This is a genomic window from Mycobacterium deserti (genome assembly GCF_025345615.1).
Classification (GTDB): Bacteria; Actinomycetota; Actinomycetes; order Mycobacteriales; family Mycobacteriaceae; genus Mycobacterium; species Mycobacterium deserti.
On record NZ_JAODWD010000001.1, the window covers coordinates 800,449 to 820,262 of the forward strand.

22 protein-coding genes are annotated in these 19,814 nt (G+C 67.8%); 10 read left to right on the forward strand and 12 right to left on the reverse strand.

Annotation, left to right across the window (positions count from 1 at the left end):
• Positions 1-14: 14 nt before the first annotated feature.
• From N4S67_RS04010 to N4S67_RS04025, 4 genes are read right to left on the reverse strand one after another with little or no spacing between them, the layout of a single operon-like run.
• Positions 15-440 carry a molybdenum cofactor biosynthesis protein MoaE gene (locus N4S67_RS04010; RefSeq protein WP_260991618.1) on the reverse strand — a complete coding sequence of 142 codons (426 nt, stop codon included), beginning with the start codon at positions 438-440 and terminating at the stop codon, positions 15-17.
• Positions 437-916 carry a MogA/MoaB family molybdenum cofactor biosynthesis protein gene (locus tag N4S67_RS04015; protein ID WP_260992049.1) on the reverse strand — a complete coding sequence of 160 codons (480 nt, stop codon included), beginning with the start codon at positions 914-916 and terminating at the stop codon, positions 437-439. The genes N4S67_RS04010 and N4S67_RS04015 overlap by 4 nt, the downstream gene beginning before the upstream one ends.
• Positions 913-1,416 (reverse strand): cyclic pyranopterin monophosphate synthase MoaC, encoded by a 504-nt coding sequence (moaC, locus tag N4S67_RS04020; RefSeq protein ID WP_260991619.1) that lies wholly within the window; start codon positions 1,414-1,416, stop codon positions 913-915. Before moaC ends, N4S67_RS04015 begins: the two co-directional genes overlap by 4 nt.
• Entirely contained in the window at positions 1,416-1,610 is a 195-nt protein-coding gene (locus tag N4S67_RS04025; protein ID WP_260991620.1) for a hypothetical protein, read from the reverse strand. Before N4S67_RS04025 ends, moaC begins: the two co-directional genes overlap by 1 nt.
• A 65-nt stretch (positions 1,611-1,675) precedes the next feature.
• Between N4S67_RS04025 and N4S67_RS04030 the strand changes: the two genes are divergently transcribed.
• From N4S67_RS04030 to N4S67_RS04040, 3 genes are all read left to right on the forward strand, one after another.
• Positions 1,676-3,937 (forward strand): helicase-associated domain-containing protein, encoded by a 2,262-nt coding sequence (locus N4S67_RS04030; protein ID WP_260991621.1) that lies wholly within the window; start codon positions 1,676-1,678, stop codon positions 3,935-3,937.
• A gap of 120 nt (positions 3,938-4,057) precedes the next feature.
• Positions 4,058-5,707 (forward strand): DNA repair helicase XPB, encoded by a 1,650-nt coding sequence (locus N4S67_RS04035; RefSeq protein WP_260991622.1) that lies wholly within the window; start codon positions 4,058-4,060, stop codon positions 5,705-5,707.
• Complete coding sequence (locus tag N4S67_RS04040) at positions 5,704-6,054, forward strand: VOC family protein (RefSeq protein ID WP_260991623.1); 351 nt, start codon at positions 5,704-5,706, stop codon at positions 6,052-6,054. Before N4S67_RS04035 ends, N4S67_RS04040 begins: the two co-directional genes overlap by 4 nt.
• 5 nt (positions 6,055-6,059) lie before the next feature.
• Here the strand turns inward: N4S67_RS04040 and N4S67_RS04045 are convergent, their stop codons facing one another.
• A complete protein-coding gene (locus N4S67_RS04045) occupies positions 6,060-6,404 on the reverse strand; it encodes a cupin domain-containing protein (RefSeq protein WP_260992050.1) in 345 nt (114 codons plus the stop codon).
• Positions 6,405-6,554: 150 nt separating this feature from the next.
• On the opposite strand from N4S67_RS04045, the gene N4S67_RS04050 reads away from it, so the two are divergent.
• Positions 6,555-7,136 (forward strand): hypothetical protein, encoded by a 582-nt coding sequence (locus tag N4S67_RS04050; protein WP_260991624.1) that lies wholly within the window; start codon positions 6,555-6,557, stop codon positions 7,134-7,136.
• 145 nt (positions 7,137-7,281) lie between these two features.
• On the opposite strand, the gene N4S67_RS04055 is transcribed toward N4S67_RS04050, so the two are convergent.
• Positions 7,282-8,202 (reverse strand): LysR family transcriptional regulator, encoded by a 921-nt coding sequence (locus N4S67_RS04055; protein ID WP_260991625.1) that lies wholly within the window; start codon positions 8,200-8,202, stop codon positions 7,282-7,284.
• Between the two features lie 125 nt (positions 8,203-8,327).
• On the opposite strand from N4S67_RS04055, the gene N4S67_RS04060 reads away from it, so the two are divergent.
• Positions 8,328-9,047, forward strand: a complete 720-nt coding sequence (locus tag N4S67_RS04060; protein WP_260992051.1) for an SDR family NAD(P)-dependent oxidoreductase — start codon at positions 8,328-8,330, stop codon at positions 9,045-9,047.
• A complete protein-coding gene (locus N4S67_RS04065) occupies positions 9,034-9,408 on the forward strand; it encodes an SgcJ/EcaC family oxidoreductase (protein ID WP_260991626.1) in 375 nt (124 codons plus the stop codon). The genes N4S67_RS04060 and N4S67_RS04065 overlap by 14 nt, the downstream gene beginning before the upstream one ends.
• On the opposite strand, the gene N4S67_RS04070 is transcribed toward N4S67_RS04065, so the two are convergent.
• On the reverse strand, positions 9,389-10,378 hold the full coding sequence (locus N4S67_RS04070; RefSeq protein ID WP_260991627.1) for an LLM class F420-dependent oxidoreductase: 990 nt from the start codon (positions 10,376-10,378) through the stop codon (positions 9,389-9,391). The two genes, N4S67_RS04065 and N4S67_RS04070, sit on opposite strands and share 20 nt — an antisense overlap.
• A gap of 115 nt (positions 10,379-10,493) precedes the next feature.
• Here N4S67_RS04070 and N4S67_RS04075 point away from each other — a divergent pair, with 115 nt between their 5' ends.
• Genes N4S67_RS04075 through N4S67_RS04085 form a run of 3 tightly spaced genes read left to right on the forward strand, consistent with a single transcriptional unit; the run spans position 10,494 to position 11,780 of the window.
• Positions 10,494-10,715 (forward strand): hypothetical protein, encoded by a 222-nt coding sequence (locus N4S67_RS04075; protein ID WP_260991628.1) that lies wholly within the window; start codon positions 10,494-10,496, stop codon positions 10,713-10,715.
• Positions 10,716-10,754: 39 nt separating this feature from the next.
• Positions 10,755-11,180 (forward strand): pyridoxamine 5'-phosphate oxidase family protein, encoded by a 426-nt coding sequence (locus N4S67_RS04080; protein WP_260991629.1) that lies wholly within the window; start codon positions 10,755-10,757, stop codon positions 11,178-11,180.
• 3 nt (positions 11,181-11,183) lie between these two features.
• Positions 11,184-11,780, forward strand: coding sequence for a class I SAM-dependent methyltransferase (locus N4S67_RS04085; RefSeq protein WP_260991630.1), 597 nt, complete (start codon positions 11,184-11,186; stop codon positions 11,778-11,780).
• Here the strand turns inward: N4S67_RS04085 and N4S67_RS04090 are convergent.
• The 4 genes from N4S67_RS04090 to N4S67_RS04105 all read right to left on the reverse strand — a co-directional run bounded on the left by N4S67_RS04090 (position 11,765) and on the right by N4S67_RS04105 (position 17,850).
• Positions 11,765-13,231 carry a class I adenylate-forming enzyme family protein gene (locus N4S67_RS04090; RefSeq protein WP_260991631.1) on the reverse strand — a complete coding sequence of 489 codons (1,467 nt, stop codon included), beginning with the start codon at positions 13,229-13,231 and terminating at the stop codon, positions 11,765-11,767. The two genes, N4S67_RS04085 and N4S67_RS04090, sit on opposite strands and share 16 nt — an antisense overlap.
• A gap of 83 nt (positions 13,232-13,314) precedes the next feature.
• Positions 13,315-15,471, reverse strand: a complete 2,157-nt coding sequence (locus tag N4S67_RS04095; protein WP_260991632.1) for a 3-hydroxyacyl-CoA dehydrogenase NAD-binding domain-containing protein — start codon at positions 15,469-15,471, stop codon at positions 13,315-13,317.
• 4 nt (positions 15,472-15,475) lie between these two features.
• Entirely contained in the window at positions 15,476-16,687 is a 1,212-nt protein-coding gene (locus tag N4S67_RS04100) for an acetyl-CoA C-acetyltransferase (RefSeq protein ID WP_260991633.1), read from the reverse strand.
• A 56-nt stretch (positions 16,688-16,743) separates the two neighbouring features.
• A complete protein-coding gene (locus N4S67_RS04105) occupies positions 16,744-17,850 on the reverse strand; it encodes an alkene reductase (protein ID WP_260991634.1) in 1,107 nt (368 codons plus the stop codon).
• A gap of 54 nt (positions 17,851-17,904) precedes the next feature.
• On the opposite strand from N4S67_RS04105, the gene N4S67_RS04110 reads away from it, so the two are divergent.
• Positions 17,905-19,113 (forward strand): pyridoxal phosphate-dependent aminotransferase, encoded by a 1,209-nt coding sequence (locus N4S67_RS04110; RefSeq protein ID WP_260991635.1) that lies wholly within the window; start codon positions 17,905-17,907, stop codon positions 19,111-19,113.
• A 16-nt stretch (positions 19,114-19,129) separates the two neighbouring features.
• Here the strand turns inward: N4S67_RS04110 and N4S67_RS04115 are convergent, their stop codons facing one another.
• Positions 19,130-19,798, reverse strand: coding sequence for a response regulator transcription factor (locus N4S67_RS04115; RefSeq protein WP_260991636.1), 669 nt, complete (start codon positions 19,796-19,798; stop codon positions 19,130-19,132).
• Between the last annotated feature and the right edge of the window lie 16 nt (positions 19,799-19,814).

Here is a 19,814-nt window from a genome sequence, read left to right on the forward strand (position 1 = left end):
TACTCGCGGGCGGGTCAGGCGGATCCGACCCACTCCTGCGATCCGTCGCCGAAGAACTGGTGTTTCCACACCGGCAGTCGCTCCTTGACCATGTCGACCAGCCGTTCGCACGTGTCGAACGCCGCGCCGCGGTGGTCGGCGGCCACCGCGGCCACCAGCGCCGCGTCGCCGATGTGCAGGGTGCCGATGCGGTGACTGACCGCGATGGCCCGCACGCCGTGGCACGACGCCGCGATCTCGGCGGCCACGTCGGCCAGGGTCTGCTGCGCCGACGGGTGCGCGGAGTATTCGAGCCGCGTGACCGATCGGCCGCCGTCGTGGTCACGGACGACGCCGGCGAAGCCCACCACGGCGCCCGCGGCCTCGTGGGCGACCAGCGCCTCGTGCGCGGCCAGTTCGATGGGTTGTTCGGTGAGTTCAGCGCGCAGCACGGCCGTCATCGCGCGTGGTCCTTTCCGCCGAGTTGGTCCAGCGCGTGCTCTAGCACGTCGTCGAGCACGCCGAGACCGTCCTTGACGCCGCCGGGCGAGCCCGGCAGGTTGACGATCAGGGTGCGGCCCGCGACGCCGCACACGCCCCGCGACAGCACCGACGTCGGGACCTTCGGCAGCCCGGAACGCCTGATGGCGTCGGCGAGGCCGGGGATCTGGTAGTCGAGCAGCGCCTGGGTGACTTCGGGTGTGGCGTCGGTGGGCGATATCCCCGTACCGCCGGAAGTGATTGCGACGTCGACGTTTTCGGCCAGCGCGGCGCGCAGCGCGTCCCCGACTTCATCGCCGTCGGCAACCACGACAGGGTCGGGTGCGCTGATGCCGCGAGCACGCAACCAGTCGACGACGATCGGCCCGCAGCGGTCCTCGTACACACCCGACGCCGCGCGGGTGGAGGCGATGATGACCCGGCCCTCGCGCGTCATCTCGTCCACGTTCCCGTCTTGCCGCCTTCTTTGCGCAGTACCCGGATGTCATCGATGCGCGCGGCGGGGTCCACGGCCTTGATCATGTCGTAGAGCGTCAGCGTGGCGACGCTGACCGCCGTCAGCGCCTCCATCTCGACGCCGGTGCGGTCGGTGGTGCGCACGGTGGCGGTGACCTCGATCGCCTCGTCGCCGACGACGAAGTCGACGTCGACTCCGGTCAAGGCCAATTGGTGGCACAGCGGAATCAGGTCGCTCGTGCGTTTGGCGGCCAGGATGCCCGCCACTCGCGCGGTGGCGAGCGCGTCGCCCTTCGGCAGCCCGTTCGAGGTGATGAGCGCGACGACGTGGGCGCTGGTGTGCAGGGTGCCCGCCGCGACGGCGGTGCGCTTGGACGGGTCCTTGGCGGTCACGTCGACCATGTGCGCCGCGCCCGACTCATCGAGGTGGGAGAGGCTGGCCCCGCCGGAGGCGGGAAGGTCGGGCCCCGCGTCAGCCACTACTTGTTGATGACCGTGCTGGAGTGGAGGTACGGAAGCTCGTCGGCCGGCAGCGGGAAGGTCAGGTCGCCGAACGGCGACAGCGCGCCGGTGCGGTCGGCGGCCAATTCACTGACCGGGTGGTCGTCCTCGCCGTCGACGGCGGGCCAACCCGGGTCGACGTAGCGCTTCTTCTGCTGCTTGTCGTTTGCCACGTCAACATTGTGGCAGGCGCCGCGGGCACATGCGACACCGGCGGGCTGCTTTACGCTGGTCAGCAATGACCGAACACATTCCGGGCGTCCCGCTGGGCGCCTGGTTGGCCGAGCTGGACGACGAGCGGCTGATCCGGCTGCTGGAGCTGCGGCCCGACCTGACGCAACCGCCGCCGGGCAGCATCGCGGCGCTGGCGGCGCGCGCCCAGTCGCGGCAGTCGGTCAAGGCGGCCACCGACGACCTGGACTATCTGCGGCTCGCGGTCCTCGACGCGCTGCTGGTGCTGCACGCCGACACCACGGCGGTTCCGCTGACCAAGCTCGTCGAACTGCTCGGCGACCGGGCCGACGAAACCGGTATCGCCGCGGCTGTGGACAGCCTCCGCGAGCGTGCGCTGGTGTGGGGCGGCGAAGACAACACGGCGATCCGGGTAGTCGCCGAAGCCGCCTCGGGTCTGCCCTGGTATCCCGGGCAGGCCACGGTCGAAGACACCGCGCCCGACGACATCGCGGCCCGACTCGACACGCTGGACGAAGGCCAGCGCGAATTGCTGCAGAAGCTGATCGAGGGATCGCCGGTGGGGCGCACCCGCGACGCCGCACCGGGGACACCGTCGGACCGCCCCGTGCAGCGGCTGCTGGCGGCGGGCCTGTTGCGCCAGGTCGACGCCGAGACGGTGATCCTGCCGCGGCTCGTCGGCCAGGTGCTGCGCGGCGACCTACCCGGGCCGGTGCACCTGACGAAGCCTGATCCGGTCGTATCGAAGACGACGGCCGCCGATGTCGACGCCGTTGCCGCGGGCGCCGCGATCGACCTGCTGCGCGAAGTCGAGCTGGTACTCGAAACGCTCGGCGCCGCACCGGTTCCCGAGCTGCGCAGCGGCGGGCTGGGGGTCCGCGACGTGAAACGGCTCACCAAGGTCACCGGCATCGACGAGCGTCGGCTGGGCCTGGTCCTGGAGATCGCGTCGGCGGCGGCACTGATCGCGGCAGGCATACCCGAGCCCGAACCCGCCGACGGATCGGGTCCGTACTGGGCGCCGACCGTGGCCGCCGACCGGTTCGTCGAGTCCCAGACGGCGGCCAAATGGGGACTGCTCGCGTCGACCTGGCTTGACCTGCCTGCCAGGCCCAGCCTCATCGGCACCCGCGGACCGGACAACAAACCGTATGCGGCGCTTTCGGATTCGCTGTTCTCGACCGCCGCGCCGCTGGATCGCCGGTTGCTTCTCGAAGTGCTGGCCGACCTGCCGCCCGGCGCGGGTGTCAACGCCACCGAGGCGTCGCGCGCGATGGTGTGGCGCAGGCCGCGGTGGTCGGTGCGCCTGCAACCCGGCCCGATCGACGACCTGCTGACCGAAGCCCACATTCTCGGCATGGTGGGCCGCGGCGCGATCGCCACCCCGGCGCGCGCCCTGCTGGCCGGCGCGCTGGCCGACGACGTCGTCAAGGCGATGGACAAGGTGCTGCCCGCACCGATCGATCACTTCCTGCTGCAGGCCGACTTGACGGTCGTCGTGCCCGGCCCGTTGGAGCGCGACCTGGCCGAGCAGTTGTCGGCGGTAGCCAGCGTGGAGTCGGCGGGCGCGGCGATGGTGTACCGCGTCAGCGAGGCGTCCATCCGGCGCGCTCTTGACACCGGACGGACCGCTGGCGAGCTGCATGCGTTCTTCAAACGTCATTCGAAAACCCCTGTACCGCAAGGGCTGACGTATCTGATCGACGACGTGGCCCGTAGGCATGGCCAGTTGCGTGTCGGGATGGCCGCGTCGTTCGTGCGCTGCGAGGACCCGGCGCTGCTGGCGCAGGCGGTCGCGGCGCCTGCTACCGAGCCGTTGGAGATGCGCCTGCTGGCCCCGACGGTCGCCGTGTCGCAAGCGCCGATCTCCGACGTGCTGACCGCCCTGCGCGCGGCCGGCTTCGCACCCGCCGCCGAGGATTCGACCGGCGCGATCGTCGACATTCGCGCCCATGGTGCCCGTGTGCCCGCACCGCCGGGGCGACGCCGCGTCTACCGGTCCGCGCCGACCCCGACGAGCCAGACGCTCGGCGCGATCGTCGCGGTGCTGCGCAAGGTGGCGTCCGCGCCCCCGTCGGGCCTGCGACTGGATCCGGCCGTCGCGATTTCGGAGTTGCAGGAGGCGGCCCACCACCAGCACTCCGTGGTGATCGGCTACGTCGACCCGGCAGGGGTCGCGACGCAGCGGGTGGTGGCTCCGATCAACGTCCGCGGCGGACAGCTGACCGCCTACGACCCCGCGTCGGGACGGGTGCGCGAGTTCGCCATCCACCGCGTCACGTCGGTCGTGTCCGCCGACCCTGGGTAGCTCGCGCACCCGTTCCCGCAGGCCAGTGGATGTTTACGCACGCTCGTGGGGGTGGCCTGTCCGCGGCCCCTGGATAATGGACAGAATGACCAGCGAGCGAGCAGTTGAGCGGGATCGCGCATGACCGACGGACCCCTGATCGTGCAGTCCGACAAGACCGTGCTGCTCGAAGTCGATCATGAGCTGGCGGGTGCGGCGCGGGCCGCGATCGCCCCGTTCGCCGAACTCGAACGCGCACCCGAACACATCCACACCTACCGGATCACCCCGCTGGCCTTATGGAACGCCCGCGCAGCGGGCCACGACGCCGAGCAGGTCGTCGACGCGCTGGTGTCGTTCTCCCGCTACGCCGTGCCGCAACCCCTGCTGGTCGACATCGTCGACACCATGGCCCGCTACGGACGCCTGCAGCTGGTCAAGCACCCGGCCCACGGTTTGACGCTGGTGAGCCTGGACCGCGCGGTGCTCGAAGAGGTGCTGCGCAACAAGAAGATCGCGCCGATGCTGGGCGCGCGCCTCGACGACGACACCGTGATCGTGCACAACAGCGAACGCGGCCGAGTAAAACAGATGCTGCTCAAGATCGGCTGGCCCGCCGAGGATCTGGCCGGCTACGTCGACGGCGAGAAGCATCCGATCGCGCTGGACCAGGAGAACTGGCACCTGCGCGACTACCAGCAGATGGCCACCGAGTCGTTTTGGGCGGGCGGCTCGGGCGTCGTCGTGCTGCCCTGCGGCGCGGGCAAGACCCTCGTGGGCGCAGCCGCCATGGCCAAGGCGGGCGCCACGACGCTGATCCTGGTGACAAACACCGTCGCCGGTAGGCAGTGGAAACGCGAGCTGATCAACCGCACGTCGCTGACCGAGGATGAGATCGGCGAGTACTCCGGGGAGAAGAAGGAGATCCGGCCGGTCACCATCGCGACCTATCAGGTGATCACCCGTCGCACCAAGGGCGAATACCGGCATCTGGAGTTGTTCGACAGCCGCGACTGGGGCCTGATCATCTACGACGAGGTGCACCTGCTGCCCGCCCCGGTGTTCCGGATGACGGCCGACCTGCAGTCGCGGCGACGGCTGGGCCTGACCGCCACGCTGATCCGCGAGGACGGCCGCGAGGGCGACGTCTTCTCACTGATCGGGCCGAAGCGCTATGACGCACCCTGGAAGGACATCGAGGCCCAGGGCTGGATCGCTCCCGCCGAATGCATCGAGGTGCGGGTGACGATGACCGACAACGAACGCATGCTCTACGCCACCGCCGAACCCGACGAACGCTACAAGCTGTGCTCGACAGTGCACACGAAAATCGCTGTGGTGAAGTCGATCCTGGAGAAGCACAAGGGTGAGCAGACGCTGGTCATCGGCGCGTACCTCGACCAGCTCGAGGAGCTCGGAGAGGAACTCGACGCCCCGGTGATCCAAGGGTCGACGAAGAACGCCGAACGCGAGGCGCTGTACGACTCGTTCCGCCGTGGCGAGATCTCCACCCTGGTGGTGTCCAAGGTCGCGAACTTCTCCATCGACCTACCGGAAGCCTCGGTGGCCGTGCAGGTTTCGGGAACCTTCGGATCCCGGCAGGAGGAAGCGCAGCGGCTGGGCCGGCTGCTGCGGCCCAAGCACGACGGTGGCGGCGCGATCTTCTACTCGGTGGTCTCACGCGACAGCCTCGACGCCGAATACGCCGCCCACCGACAGCGGTTCCTCGCCGAGCAGGGCTACGGCTACATCATCAAGGACGCCGACGACCTGCTCGGCCCCGCGATATGACCGTGCGCCGAGTGATGCCCGTGCTCACGGTCGCCGACCTGGAGGCGACGCGGGACGCGTACGTGCGGGTACTCGGGCTGCGCGAGGTGATGAACCACGGCTGGATTGTCACGCTCGCCGACGACGGGCACCGCCATCAGCTGAGCCTGATGACCAAAGATGCGACGGCACCGTCGAATCCGGCCGTTTCCGTTGAGGTCGACGACGTCGATGCCGCCTACCGAGCCGCCGTCGACCTCGGCTTGCGGATCGTCCACCCGCTCAGTGACGAGGAGTGGGGCGTTCGCCGGTTCTTCTTCGCCGACGAGTCCGGCAATGTGGTCAACGTGTTGAGCCACCGGTCCTGACTGCTTTAGATATGTTTCCCAACGGGTTTGGACACGGTCAGTAGCACCACCGAATCCTCCGTTGCGCTCAGGCCGTGCCGTTCGCGCGGAAGGATGATGTGGTCGCCGGGAGTGCCGTCCCAACCCGCCGACGAATTGGTCACCCGCACCCGGCCCTGAAGTACCTGCAGAGTCGCCTCGCCGGGGCTCTCGTGATCATCCAGAACGCTGCCCGCCGTCAGCGCGATCAGCGTCTGACGCAGGTTGTGCTCATGGCCGCCGTAGACGGTGTGCGCGCTGCGGCCGCTGCTTGCCGCGCGAGCGGTCTCCAAATGCTCTCGGGCCAGTGCGGTGAGTGAGATCTTCTCCATATATGCGCGTCCTTCCCGGACGATCGAGGGCTGGTCGATTCGCGGTACGACTGCCACCACGATCCTCGCGGCGAGCTTTCCCGGCAAGGCTGAGCGTAGTTTTCGGCTCGCGCACGCACCCGCGGGGCCGAGACGCTAGCCTCATTACCCATGACCGCACACCGCCGCCTCAAGGCTGCACTGGCCGGCACCGCGCTCGGCCTTTCTGCGCTGCTGCAAGCGGGCGCGGCCGGCGCCGACCCTGTGCCGCCATTGCCTCCGCCCGTCCCGGGCGCTCCCGGCGAGCCCGCTCCTGCTCCGGGGCAGCCCTTTGCGGTGGACGTCGACGAGGCGGCGCCACCACCCGCCCCGCCGCCTGTCGGCCCGCCACCCGTGCCGGAGATGCCGAACCCGCAGTACGGGCAGGGCACGAGCCCGGGACCGCTCGGCTTCCTGCGGGACGCCTGGAACCAGGCCAAGGATCCGTACGGATTCACGGGGACGCCGCCGGGGCAACCGCCCGGCGTGGCTCCGCCGCCGCCGGGTGCGGGGCCCGCGCCGCAACTGCCTCCCGGATACGTATCGCTGACCGCGCCGGAGTCCAACGGTCCGCCGGTCGCACCGCCGACCGAGGGCGGGCCCGCACTTCCGCCGGGGTACTACCCCCTGGACGGGCCACCGCCGCCTGGATATTTCGACGCGCCTCCACCCGCTCCGGTACCGCCCGAGGGGCCGATACCACCGAGGCCGTAGCGCGAGCTGCATTGTGAGGTAACGCCTTCCAGCTGCGAGCCATCGTGTCGTGGCGGTCTCGTGCAGCATCGCCCATGGTGGGGCGATGCGACCGAACCACCGAATGGTGCATGTCGGCGATGGCCGCCGCGCCGCTTCGGATCCCTCAGCCGACCCCACGATGAGGGTCGCCGGCGGGTAGCCAGACATCGTCGTCCTCGATGCCGAGGTCTGCGCCATCGCGCGTGAACGCGTCGACGACGGCCAGCACGGCTGCGTTGGCCTCGTCGCGACGCCACACCAGTGACCATGTCCACAACGGCGCCGGGTGAATGATCGGTCGCCGCACGAGGTCTGGGGGCTGCTGCTCGTTCTGCCCCTTCGGGTTGTTCAGAACCGGTCGGCCGAGCCCTCGAACATGCTCGAAAAACGTTGGGCCCGTGACACCCCCGTCATCGGTATGCGCCACACGCGCACCGGTGTCGGCACCGAACTGCTCGCCGAACCGATTCCATGACGACCACGTCGCGGTGTCTGCATCAACCAGCACGACGGTGTCCTTCGCCTCCACCGGAGACGTATCCGGCCCGGCGCACAGAGCGTAGAGCCGGTCCACCCCGACCAGGCGCGCCTGCAGCGACAGCGACTCCAGATCGCTGTTGTCCACCCAACAGATGGCGAGGTCGAGGATTCCCTCGGACACCCGCGCGGCCTGGGTGTGCGACGGCATCACCCAGGTGTCGATCCGCAGCTGCGCGACTCCGGCCGCCCGTTCGGCCCAGTCGACGGGACACCAGTTGACGCAGCCGATCCGAACCGGTTCGGTGGTCGGCAGTTCGCGGGCCCGCCTTCGGAGATCATCGGCCTGCTCCACCAAAGCACGGGCATGCGGTAGCAGCGACGCACCGGTGGGAGTGAGAGCCACCGATCGCCGGTCGCGGTCGAACAGCCGCACCTTGAGATCCCGTTCGAGCGCTTTGATCTGCTGCGACAGCGACGGCCCGGCGATGCGTAACCGGTCGGCGGCGCGGCCGAAGTTCAGCTCCTCGGCCACGGTTACGAAGTAGCGCAGCTGGCGCAGCTCCACGGACCGAGCCTAATGCACCCAACGCAGTAGGAGGCGCAGCCTCCCAACAGGGAGCAAACCGGTCGTGGCCACGCGGAGTTCTGCTCGTCGACCCTTTGTTCCGGTACGTATCCGCACAAGAAAGGATTCGACATGACTGTCCACAACGGGTCGCGGTCATCACCGGCGCTTCGCAGGGCATCGGGGCAGGGCTGGTTTCGGCCTATCGCAAGCTCGGTTACGCGGTGGTCGCGAACTCCCGCTCCATCGGCGACAGCGAGGATCCCATGGTCCTTGCCGTCGCAGGCGACATCGCGCAGCCGGGGGTCGGCGCGTGCATCATCGACGCGGCACTTGCGCGGTTCGGCCGGGTCGACACGGTGGTCAACAACGCCGGGATCTTTGTTGCCAAACCGTTCACCGATTACACCGACGACGACTACGACGCGGTCACCGGGGTGAATCTGCGTGGCTTCTTCGAGGTGTCGCGGGCGGCGGTGGCCGCGATGGCGACCCGGCCCGGTGGCGGCCACATCGTCAACATCTCCACCAGCCTTGTGGACCAAGCCAATTCGCAGGTGCCCTCGGCACTGGCGTCGTTGAGCAAGGGTGGGCTCAACGCCGCAACCAAGGCACTCGCCGTCGAATACGCATCGACCGGGATCCGGGTCAACGCCGTGGCACTGGGCGTGATCCGCACCCCGATGCACGATCCGTCGTCGTACGAGTCTCTGTCGAAGCTGAACCCCAGCGGTCGCATGGGCGACATCGATGACGCCGTCGACGCCGTTGTCTTCCTGGAGAACGCCCCGTTCGTCACCGGCGAGATCCTGCACGTGGACGGCGGTCAAAGTGCAGGGCACTGACGTCGTGCGCGACGTCATGGACCAGTGGAAGGCGGGCATCGACGCCCACGATCCGCAGACGGTGGCCGCGGTGTTCGCCGAGGACGCGATCTTTCAGGGCCTGCGGCCCTACAGCGTCGGACGTCAAGGCGTCTTCGACTACTACGACTCCCAGCCGCGTGGAATGACGGTCAACTACCAGATAATGGAAAGCCGCAGACCCACAACCGGATTGGTGGTCGGCTACCTTCGCGCAGACTTCGCGTTCCGCGACCGGCCGCCCCTCGCGCTGAACGTCGGCGTGGTCGTCGCGCAAACGGGCGGCCGGTGGCGCATCGTGCACTACCAGGCGTCACCGCCGGCTAGCTCAGGGCGGGAATGACCTCGCGTTCGAACAGCTCGATGCTGTCGCGGTCGTAGGCCGCCTCGGGGAAGTACATGATCGCGTACTCGCAGCCGAGGTCGCGCATCTTCGTCAGCTTCTCGACGATCTGCTCCGGAGTGCCGGTAGCGGCGTCGGGTGAGGTGAGCGTGCCGAGCATCATGTCGACGGCTTTCTCGTCGGCCACGGCCACCTGCATGGCACGGATGCGCTCGATGCGCTCTTCCACATCGGCCTCCGACGAGCCGATCACGCAGTGGAAGTTGGACGACCGCACGATCGCGTCATAGTCGCTGCCCACGTCGCGGCAGTGATCGGCCAGCACCTGCGACTTGTGCACGAAGCCCTCCGGCGCCGAGGTGAAATTGGTGTACTGGGCGTATTTGGCGGCGATGCGCAGTGTCACCTTCTCGCCGCCGCCCGCGATCCACATCGGAAGTCCGCCGTCCTGCAACGGCTTCGGCGCCACGATCGCCCCGTCGACCTGATAGTGCTTACCGTCGAAGCTGACCTTGCCGTCGCGCCATGCGTCACGCATGATCTGCACACCTTCATCAAGGCGGGCCAATCTCACTCCTGCAGAGGGAAACCCGTAACCGTAGGCGCGCCACTCATGCTCATACCAGCCGCCGCCGATACCCATCTGAACGCGACCGCCTGAGATGATGTCCGCCGTCGCGGCGACCTTGGCCAGGTACACCGGATTGCGATAGCTCATCGCCGTGCACATCTGGCCCAGCTTGATGCGCGACGTCGTGGCGGCATACGCCGACATCAGCGACCATGCCTCGTGCGTCGCCTCCGCGGTGGGCACCGGCACGGTGTGGAAATGGTCGTACACCCACAGCGAATCCCACGGTCCCCTGTCGGCATGCGCGGCCAGATCGCGCATGAGCGGCCAGTGGTTGGCCGTGGGGATGTTGACGAGATCGAGCCGCCAGCCTTGGGGGATAAAGAGTCCGAAGCGCATGAAAGGAGACTCTAAGCCCGTTCGTTACCGAGTTGCCTTCGGAAGCCGACGGCCGTGCGATATGGTGTGGCTCACAGACCTGCCAGTATGTGATGTACGCCACAAAGGAGGCGCAGTGGACGGTTTTCGGGGTGCCGCGGTGCCGGGGCCACAACCACGCCCCTCACGCACCAGTGGACACAACGCCGCCGTGCGGTGGTTCTATGGTCTACTCCTCATCGTCATCGGCATCGCCGCGGTGGCGGGCATCATCAGCACCGCGTCGATGGGACAGACCCCGGTCGCCATCGCCATCGGCATCGTCGCTCTCGCGTTCTTCTCCCGCGTCGGCTGCTGACCGCCCTGAGTTGACGGGGTCCGCAGCTAGCCTGGCTGCATGGCCCTCTCCAAGGAAGAACGCGAACAGTTCCTCGCCGAACCGCACGTCGCCGCGTTGTCGGTCAACGCAGGCGACAAGCGCGGCCCACTGACGGTGCCGATCTGGTACCAGTACACGCCCGGCGGCGAGCCGTGGGTGCACACCGGTAACGGCTCACGCAAGCATCGCCTGATCGAAACGCAGGGCGAGTTCACATTGATGGTCGAGCGCCAGGAGCCGACAGTGCGCTACGTCGCGGTCGACGGACCGGTCAGCCGCATCGAGCCCGCAACCGACGAACAGTTGGTCGAGATGGTGAAGCGCTATATGCCGCCGGACAAAGTGGACGGATATCTCGAGTTCGCCCGTCGCGAGCACGGCGACAGTGTCGCCATCTTCATGAAGCCGCAGCACTGGTTGTCGGCCGACCTCGGCGGGTTCTAAGCGGTGTCCTCACGGCAGCGACTGTTCACCCTGATGTACCGGGTGGGCTTCGCCCCCTGGGACGGTCATCCACTGCCACAGGCGCTTCGCGATCTCGTCGAGGGCTCTGCGGCGCTGCCCGCAGGCACCGCGCTGGACCTCGGCTGCGGCACCGGTGATTCCTCGATCTACCTGGCCAAGCACGGCTGGACGGTCACGGGGGTCGACTTCGTGGCCAAGCCGCTGGACAGAGCGCGGGCCAAGGCCGCGACGGCTCGGGTGGTGGTGGAATTCGAGCGGGCCGATGTTACGCGGCTGTCCACCGAGGCCGTCGGCTCGAACTTCGACCTGATCGTCGACAGCGGCTGCCTGCACGGCATGAGCGCCGAAGACCGCGACGCCTATGTGCGCGAGGTCGCCGCGGTGGCCGCGCCGCAGGCCCGGTTGCTCATCGTCGCGTTCATTCCCGGCAGCTCCTTCGGTGTGCCGGGCATCGAGCCGGACGAAGTCAAACAGCGCTTCGCCCGCGACTGGACGCTGCTGTCGTCGGGTGACGAGACCGCGATGAACCACAACGGGAAGAACCCGGCGCGGCAGTACCTGTTTCAGCGCGCCGTGTAGAGCGCCGCGACCGCGGGCAGGCTCACCTTGAGCGCCGGGTTGCGCGGCAACGCGTCGACCACAGTGAAGGCAACCGGCACGTTGTAGACCGGCAGGTCCCTGCGGACGAGGTCGGCGAGTTCGTCGTCGGACGGTGCCGATGCACCCGGCGCGACTTCGATGGCGGCGAACGGCACCTGCCCGAGGCGTTTGTCAGGCACCCCGACGACGCACGCGTCGCGCACCGCCGGGTGCGAGATCAACACGCGTCGAACGGTTTCCGGCAGGACCTTGAATCCTCCCCGGTTGATCGCACCGTCGGCCCTTCCGTGCAGGGTGACGAACCCGTCGGCGTCGATGGACGCGATATCGGTGGTGCGGATCCAGTCGGCGCCGATCGGCGCGACCTTCGCTTCGAGCAAACCCTGCTCGCCGCAGCCGAGTTCGGCTCCGGTGTCCGGGTCGACGATGCGCAGCTGGGTGTCGGGCAGGGCCCGGCCGACGCTGTGCCGCTTCGCGGCGCCGAACTCCTGTTGCAAGTCGGGAGTCCATGCGCATAGCGAGCCTGCGAATTCCGTTGCACCGTAGGCCAACACGATCGGTATGCCGTACCGCTGCTCGAACTCGTCGCGGGTCTCGGGATCCAGCGGTCCGGATGCGCTGATCAGAAAGTCCAACGAGGCGAGGTCTCGTTCGGCGACGTCGGCGTCGAGCAGCATGCGGATGACGGCGGGCTGTACGCCGGAGCGTTTGATGCGGTGCGTCTTCACCGCGTTCACGTAACCCTCGACGGTGAACCGCTCGAGCATCGTGATGCGCCTGCCGTTGTAGACGCCGGCGATCAGTTGGCACACCCCGATGCCGCCGAACTGCCAGTACGCCAGTTCCGGCGGCGCATCTGCCGCGGCCTTCTCGCCGCTGGTCACACTGAACACCGTGCGCTCGAGCACTGGCGTCTTGATCGCCTGTCGTTTGGGTGGTCCGGTGGTGCCGCTGGTCAAAATGTACAGCGCCACTTCGGGTTCGGCCTCGGCGTGCTGACGGTCGGGGTCGCGACGCAACATCTCGACGGGCTCGCCCGTCGAGATCGCCACCGCGGCGCTGCCGGCCGTGCGCGCGGCGTCGAGCACCGGCGCGGTCCAGTCTTCGCGGTCAGCAACCAGGCCCGCGAGCGCCAGCGCGCCGATATCTCGGGCGATGGCTTCCGGCGACTGGAAGGAATAGATCATCGATACGGGTCGGCCCGCGGCGAGGAAGCCGATGATGGCGCTGGCATGCGGCAGACGGTTGCGCACCACCAGGCCGACGGGCGCGCGGTCCGGCACGCCGGCATTCCGCAGAGCCTGCTCGATCGCGTGGCCGTACGCGGTGATCTCCTCGCCGGTGTACCAACGGCCCTCGAATTCGAGGCACGGCTGCTGGCCATAGCTCGCGAGCCCCGCCGCGAACGTCTCGGTGAAGCTCTCCGGCACGTCGTCAATCTAGCGCGAACAGACGCAAAACTGCCTGTTTCCCACAGGTTTTGGGCAGTTTTGCGTCTGCTCGACGAAGAAATCTAGCTCAATGACGCCGGCGGGGTGAAACGCTCGCCGTACTTGGCGGCCAGCTCCTTGGCGCGGGCGACGAAGGCGTCCTTGCCGACGCCGCCGGGGCCCTCGTAGCCGACGATGAACTGCGCGCTGCCACCGGTGTACGGCGGGTAGCCGATGCCCATGATCGAGCCGATGTTGGCGTCGGCGGTCGACGTCAGCACGCCCTCGTCCAGGCACTTCTGCGTCTCGAGCGCCTCGGCGAACAGCATGCGATCGATCATGTCCTGCAACGGGATATCGCTGCCACCGGACTCGAACGTCTCCCGCAGGCCCGGCCACAGCCCGGTGCGCTTGCCGTCGACGTACTCGTAGAAGCCTGCGCCCTTCAAGCGGCTCGGCCTGCCGACCTCGATCATCTTGTTGACGACCGCCTCGGCCGGGTGCGGCTCGTAGGTGCCGCCGGCGTCCTCGACGCCCTTGCGGGTCGCGGTCGCGATCTTCTGCATGAGCTCGAGGTTGAGCTCGTCGGACAGCTGCAGCGGTGGCGCGGGGTAGCCGGCCTGGCTACCCGCCTGCTCGATGCTCGCCGGCTCCACACCCTCGCCGAGCATCGCCAGAGCCTCGTTGACGAAGGTGCCGATGACGCGGCTGGTGAAGAAGCCACGGCTGTCGTTGACGACGATCGGGGTCTTGCCGATGGCCAGTGTGTAGTCGAAGACCCGGGCCAGCGCCTCGTCGGACGTCTTCTCGCCCCTGATGATCTCCACCAGCGGCATCTTGTCGACCGGCGAGAAGAAGTGGATGCCGATGAAGTCGTCCTGGCGCTTCACACCGGTCGCCAGACCGGTGATCGGCAGCGTCGAGGTGTTCGACCCCAGGATCGCGTTGGGCTCAACGATGTCCTCGATCTCCTGGAACACCTTGTGCTTGAGTTCCTGGCTCTCGAACACCGCCTCGACGACGAAGTCGACGCCCTTGAGGTCAGCCGCGTCACCGGTCGGGGTGATGCGGGCCAGCAGCGCGTCGGACTTCTCCTGGGTGGTCTTGCCCCGCTCCAGCGCCTTGGCTTCGAGCTTCTCGGAGTAGCCCTTGCCCTTCTGCGCGGCCTCCAGGCTGACGTCTTTGAGCACGACGTCGAAGCCGGCCTTGGCCGAGACGTAGGCGATACCCGCGCCCATCATGCCCGCGCCCAGCACACCGATCTTGGTGATCGGTGTTTTACCGATGCCCTCCGGCCGCGAGCCGCCGCCGTTGATGTGCTGCAGGTCGAGGAAGAACGCCTGGATCATGTTCTTGGCGACCTGGCCGGTCACCAACGAGGTGAAGTAGCGGCTCTCGATGCGCGAGGCGGTGTCGAAGTCGACCTGCGCACCCTCGACCGCGGCGTCCAGGATGGCCCGCGGCGCGGGCATCGGCGCACCCTTGAGCTGCTTTTTCAGCAGCGCCGGGAATGACGGCAGGATGCTCGCGAGGCCCGGTGAGCTCGGGGTGCCGCCGGGCATCTTGTAGCCCTTCTGATCCCACGGCTGGGTGTGGCTGTCAGGGTTGGCCTTGATCCACGCCTTCGCAGCGGGCACCAATTCCTCGACGCTGCTCACCAATTCGTCGACCAGCCCGGTTTCCTTGGCCTTGGCGGGCTTGAACCGCGTGCCCTGGCTCAGCACCTCCATGAACGCCTTCTGGATGCCGAACATGCGCACGGTGCGGGTGACGCCACCGCCGCCGGGCAGCAGGCCCAGCGTCACCTCGGGCAGGCCGATCACCGAGCCCTTCACGTCGGCCGCGATGCGGTGATGACACGCCAGCGCGATCTCCAGGCCGCCGCCGAGCGCGGCGCCGTTGATGGCGGCCACCACCGGCTTGCCAAGCGTCTCCAGCTTGCGCAGATCCGCCTTGATGCCCTCGACCTCGTCGAACGCCTCGGCGGCGTTGTCGGGGCCGACATTCATCATGCCCTTCAAGTCACCGCCGGCGAAGAAGGTCTTCTTCGCACTGGTGATCACGACGCCGGAGATCGAATCTGGGTCCTCTGCGACGAGGCGTGCCAACTTCTCTACGGCGTCGTGCATCGACTCCTTGTAGTGCTCGTTCATCACGTTGGCTGAGCCGGTTGGATCGTCCAGCGTCAGGGTGACGATGCCGTCTGCGTCTTTCTCCCACTGAATGGTGTTCTCTGCCATGGTCTTAAACCCTCTCGATGATGGTCGCGACACCCATGCCGCCGCCGATGCACAGCGTGATGAGCGCGCGGCGCGCGTTGCGGCGCTCCAGCTCGTCGACCATGGTTCCGGTGATCATGGCGCCGGTGGCGCCCAGCGGGTGGCCCATCGCGATGGCGCCGCCGTTGACGTTGAGTTTCTCGTCGGGAATGTTCAGGTCCTTCTGGAACTTCAGGACCACCGACGCGAACGCCTCGTTCAGTTCGAACAGGTCGATGTCGTCGACCGTCAGGCCTGCGCGGTCGAGCACCTTGCGGGTGGCGGGCGTCGGGCCGGTCAGCATGATGACCGGATCCGCGCCGCTGGTCGCGGTCGCCACGATGCGGGCGCGCGGCGTCAGACCCTGTGACTGCCCTGCGCTTTCTGAGCCCACGAGCACCAGCGCGGCGCCGTCGACGATGCCGGAGCTGTTGCCGCCGGTGTGCACGTGGTCGATCTTCTCGACGTAGTGGTACTTCTGCAGCGCCACGTCGTCGAACCCGCCCATCGCGCCGACGCCGTCGAACGCGGTCTTGAGCTTGGCCAGGCCTTCCATGGTGGTGTCGGGCCGCATGTGCTCGTCATGGTCGAGGATGACCAGGCCGTTCTGGTCCTTGACCGGAACGACGGACTTGGCGAAGTAACCGCCCGACCACGCCGCGGCCGCCTTCTCCTGCGAGCGCAGCGCATAGCGGTCGACATCCTCGCGGGAGAACCCCTCGATGGTGGCGATCAGGTCGGCGCCGATGCCCTGCGGGACGAAGCCGATGCGGTAGTTGGTTTCGGGATCGGTGGCCCAGGCGCCGCCGTCGGACCCCATCGGAACGCGGCTCATCGACTCCACGCCGCCGGCCAGCACCAGGTCGTCCCAGCCGGAGCGCACCTTCTGCGCGGCGGTGTTGACGGCTTCGAGGCCCGAGGCGCAGAAACGATTGAGCTGGAAGCCACCGGTGGTCTCGGGCAGCTTGGCCACCAGCGCTGCGGTGCGCGCGATGTCGCCGCCCTGATCACCCACCGGCGAGACGACGCCGAGGATGAGGTCGCTGATCAGGTTCTCGTCGAGATCGGGGTAGCGGCCGCGCAACTCGTCGATCAGGCCGACAACCAGGTTGACGGGCTTGACCTCGTTGAGCGCGCCGTTCTTGTTCTTGCCGCGAGGCGTACGAATGGCCTCGTAAATGAAGGCTTCTTCTGACATGAGGGGCAGCGTAACAGCCTAAACCAACCAGATGGTTGGGCGGTCCTGTCGCCGACTCACGCCGACTGCGGCTCCTCGAGTTCGGCCAGCGTCGGGTAATCGGTGTAACCCGCGGGACCGGATGCGTAGAACGTCGCGACGTCGGGTTCATTGAGCTCGGCGCCGAGGATCAACCGGTCGATCAGGTCGGGGTTGGCCAGGAAAGCCCGGCCGACCGCCACGGCGCTGATGGCTCCCCACTGCGCGTAGCTCTCCAACTGGCAGAAGTCGGTGTCGGTCCCCCGCCCGGTGTTCAGCACGAAGGGACCCGGCCACACCGCGCGCAGGACGCCGAACGTCGGCTCCGTCGGATCGATGACCACGTGCAGGTAGGCCATGTCGAGCGGGGCGAGTCGTTCGATGAGGGCTTCGTAGGCGCTGACCTCGTCGATCTCGGTCATGGCCCCAGCGGTGTTTCCGGGCGAGATGCGCAGTCCGACACGGCCCGCACCGATCTCGTCGCTGACCGCCTCGACCACTTCCGCGGTGAGCCGGGCGCGGTTCGCCGCCGACCCGCCGTAATGGTCGATGCGCCGATTGGTCACGTCGGACAGGAACTGGTGCAGCAGATAGCCGTTGGCGGAGTGGATCTCCACGCCGTCCATGCCCGCGTCGACGGCGCGGCGGGCAGCCTCCCGGAAGTCGCGGACGATGGCGGGGATCTCGTCTGTTTCCAGCGCCCGCGGTACCGGCAACGGCCGGTGACCCGAAGGCGTGTGGGCGGTCATGTCGGCCGCGATCGCCGACGGTGCGACGGACTCGAGCCCGCTGATCTCCGGGTGGCCCATTCGGCCGACGTGCCACAGCTGCATGAACATGTGCCCGCCCGCGGAGTGCACGGCGCCGGCGATCTCGGCCCACTTGTCCTGGTGCCGGGCGGTGTAGATGCCGGGAGTGTTGAGATAAGCGCCGTTGGCGGCCGCCGAGACCGCAGTGGCCTCGGTGATGATGACGCCGGCGGCTGCGCGCTGGGCGTAGTACTGCGCGGCCAGGTCGGACGGCGTTGCGTCGGCCTTGGCGCGCGAGCGGGTGAGCGGCGCCATGAAGATCCGGTTGCCGGCGACGGTGTCGCCGACGCGGACCGGCTTGAGCAACGACGGGTCAAGATCGAATTTGAAAGCCACGCCGCAGTAAGCGCTGCGGCGCCCGCTTTCATTCCAGGCCTACGCTCGACACCCATGACGGAGTTCAATGTCGCCGGCCGGCCGGCTCCGGTCCGTCGGTTGCAGCCCTACGCGGTCACCATCTTCGCGGAGATGTCGGCGCTGGCCGCGCGCATCGGCGCGGTGAACCTCGGCCAGGGGTTCCCCGATGAGGACGGCCCCCAGGCGATGCTGAACATCGCCGAGAACGCGATCGCCGACGGCATCAACCAGTACCCACCCGGGCTGGGCATCGCCCCATTACGCGAAGCAATCGCCGCGCAGCGCAAACGCCACTACGGCATCGAGTACGACCCGGACACCGAGGTGTTGGTGACCGTCGGCGCCACCGAGGCCATCGCCGCGTCGGTGCTCGGACTCGTCGAACCCGGCTCGGATGTGCTGCTGATCGAGCCGTTCTACGACTCCTACTCCCCTGTCATCGCGATGGCCGGTTGCACTCGCAAGCCCGTTGCGATGACACCGAACGGCAATGGCTTCGCAATCGACGTCGACGGCCTGCGACGCGCCATCACCCCGAATACCAAGGCCATGATCGTCAACTCTCCGCACAACCCCACCGGCATGGTGGCCAGCGACACCGAACTCGAGGCGCTGGCCCGACTCGCCGTCGACGCAAACCTGCTGGTGATCACCGACGAGGTCTACGAGCACCTGGTGTTCTCCGACTTCCCTGGCCGCCGCCACCTGCCGCTCGCCGGCTACCCCGGGATGGCCGAACGCACGATCACCATCTCGAGCGCGGCCAAGATGTTCAACGTGACCGGGTGGAAGATCGGATGGGCTTGCGGTCCAGCAGATCTCATCGCCGGTGTTCGTGCGGCCAAGCAGTACCTGACGTACGTGGGCGGGGCGCCACTGCAGCCCGCAGTCGCACACGCGCTCGACAACGAGGAAGCCTGGGTGGTCGGCCTGAGGGAGTCGCTTCAGGCCAAACGCGACCGACTGAGCTACGCGCTGAGCGACCTCGGCTTCGTGGTGCACGACAGTTTCGGCACCTACTTCCTGTGCGCCGACCCGCGACCGCTGGGGTACGACGACAGCACGTCGTTCTGCAACGATCTGCTCCATAAGGCCGGCGTAGCCGCAATTCCTATGTCGGCGTTCTGCGATCCCGCCGCCGAGCACGCCGGGGCATGGAACCACCTGGTGCGCTTCGCGTTCTGCAAGAAGAACGAGACCCTCGACGAGGCCATTCGCCGACTGGGTGTCCTGCGGGTCTGAGCGTCGAGGACCCCGGTCACGGACCTCCTCGCCAGTGCTCGATGCGGTCGTGATCGGGCGTGAACCCGTGCTTGATCCCCCATAGCACGGCCTGCGTACGACTCCCGACGCCGATCTTGCGATAGATGGTGCGGATGTAGGACTTCACCGTGTTCGGACTCAGATACGTCAACTTGGCCACTTCGGCGTTGCTGTTGCCCTGCGTGATCAGCGCGAGGATCTCCGACTCCCGATCGCTGAGCCCTTCGCTGCGGCCTGGCCAGTCGAGCCCCACGGCGCTGCGCGCCCGTGGCGGCGCATCGCTGACGACCGTCTTTCCCGCATGCACGTCCTCGAGAGCGGCTACCAGTTCGCGCGCGGGCAGCGTCTTGGACAGATAGCCGTGCGCTCCCTGCTGCTGAGCGTTGCGGACAAGTTCCGGATGAAAGTTCCACGTATACACCACAACTCGGTGCGCTCGCGGATTGGCGACGAGCACTGCGAGCTCGTCGTGATCGGACTCCGGTTGGGCGAAGTTGTCGTACAACACGATGTCGACCGTGTCCTCAACCGGCTCATTGGCGTCGAGCTCGGCGACCACGACGCGATCACGGTACTGATCGAACATGTTGGCCACGCCGATGACCACGACGTCGTAGTCGTTGACGAGTGCCACGGTGATCGGCCCGTTCGGGCGGTTACCCACGTGCAGCAGATTACCC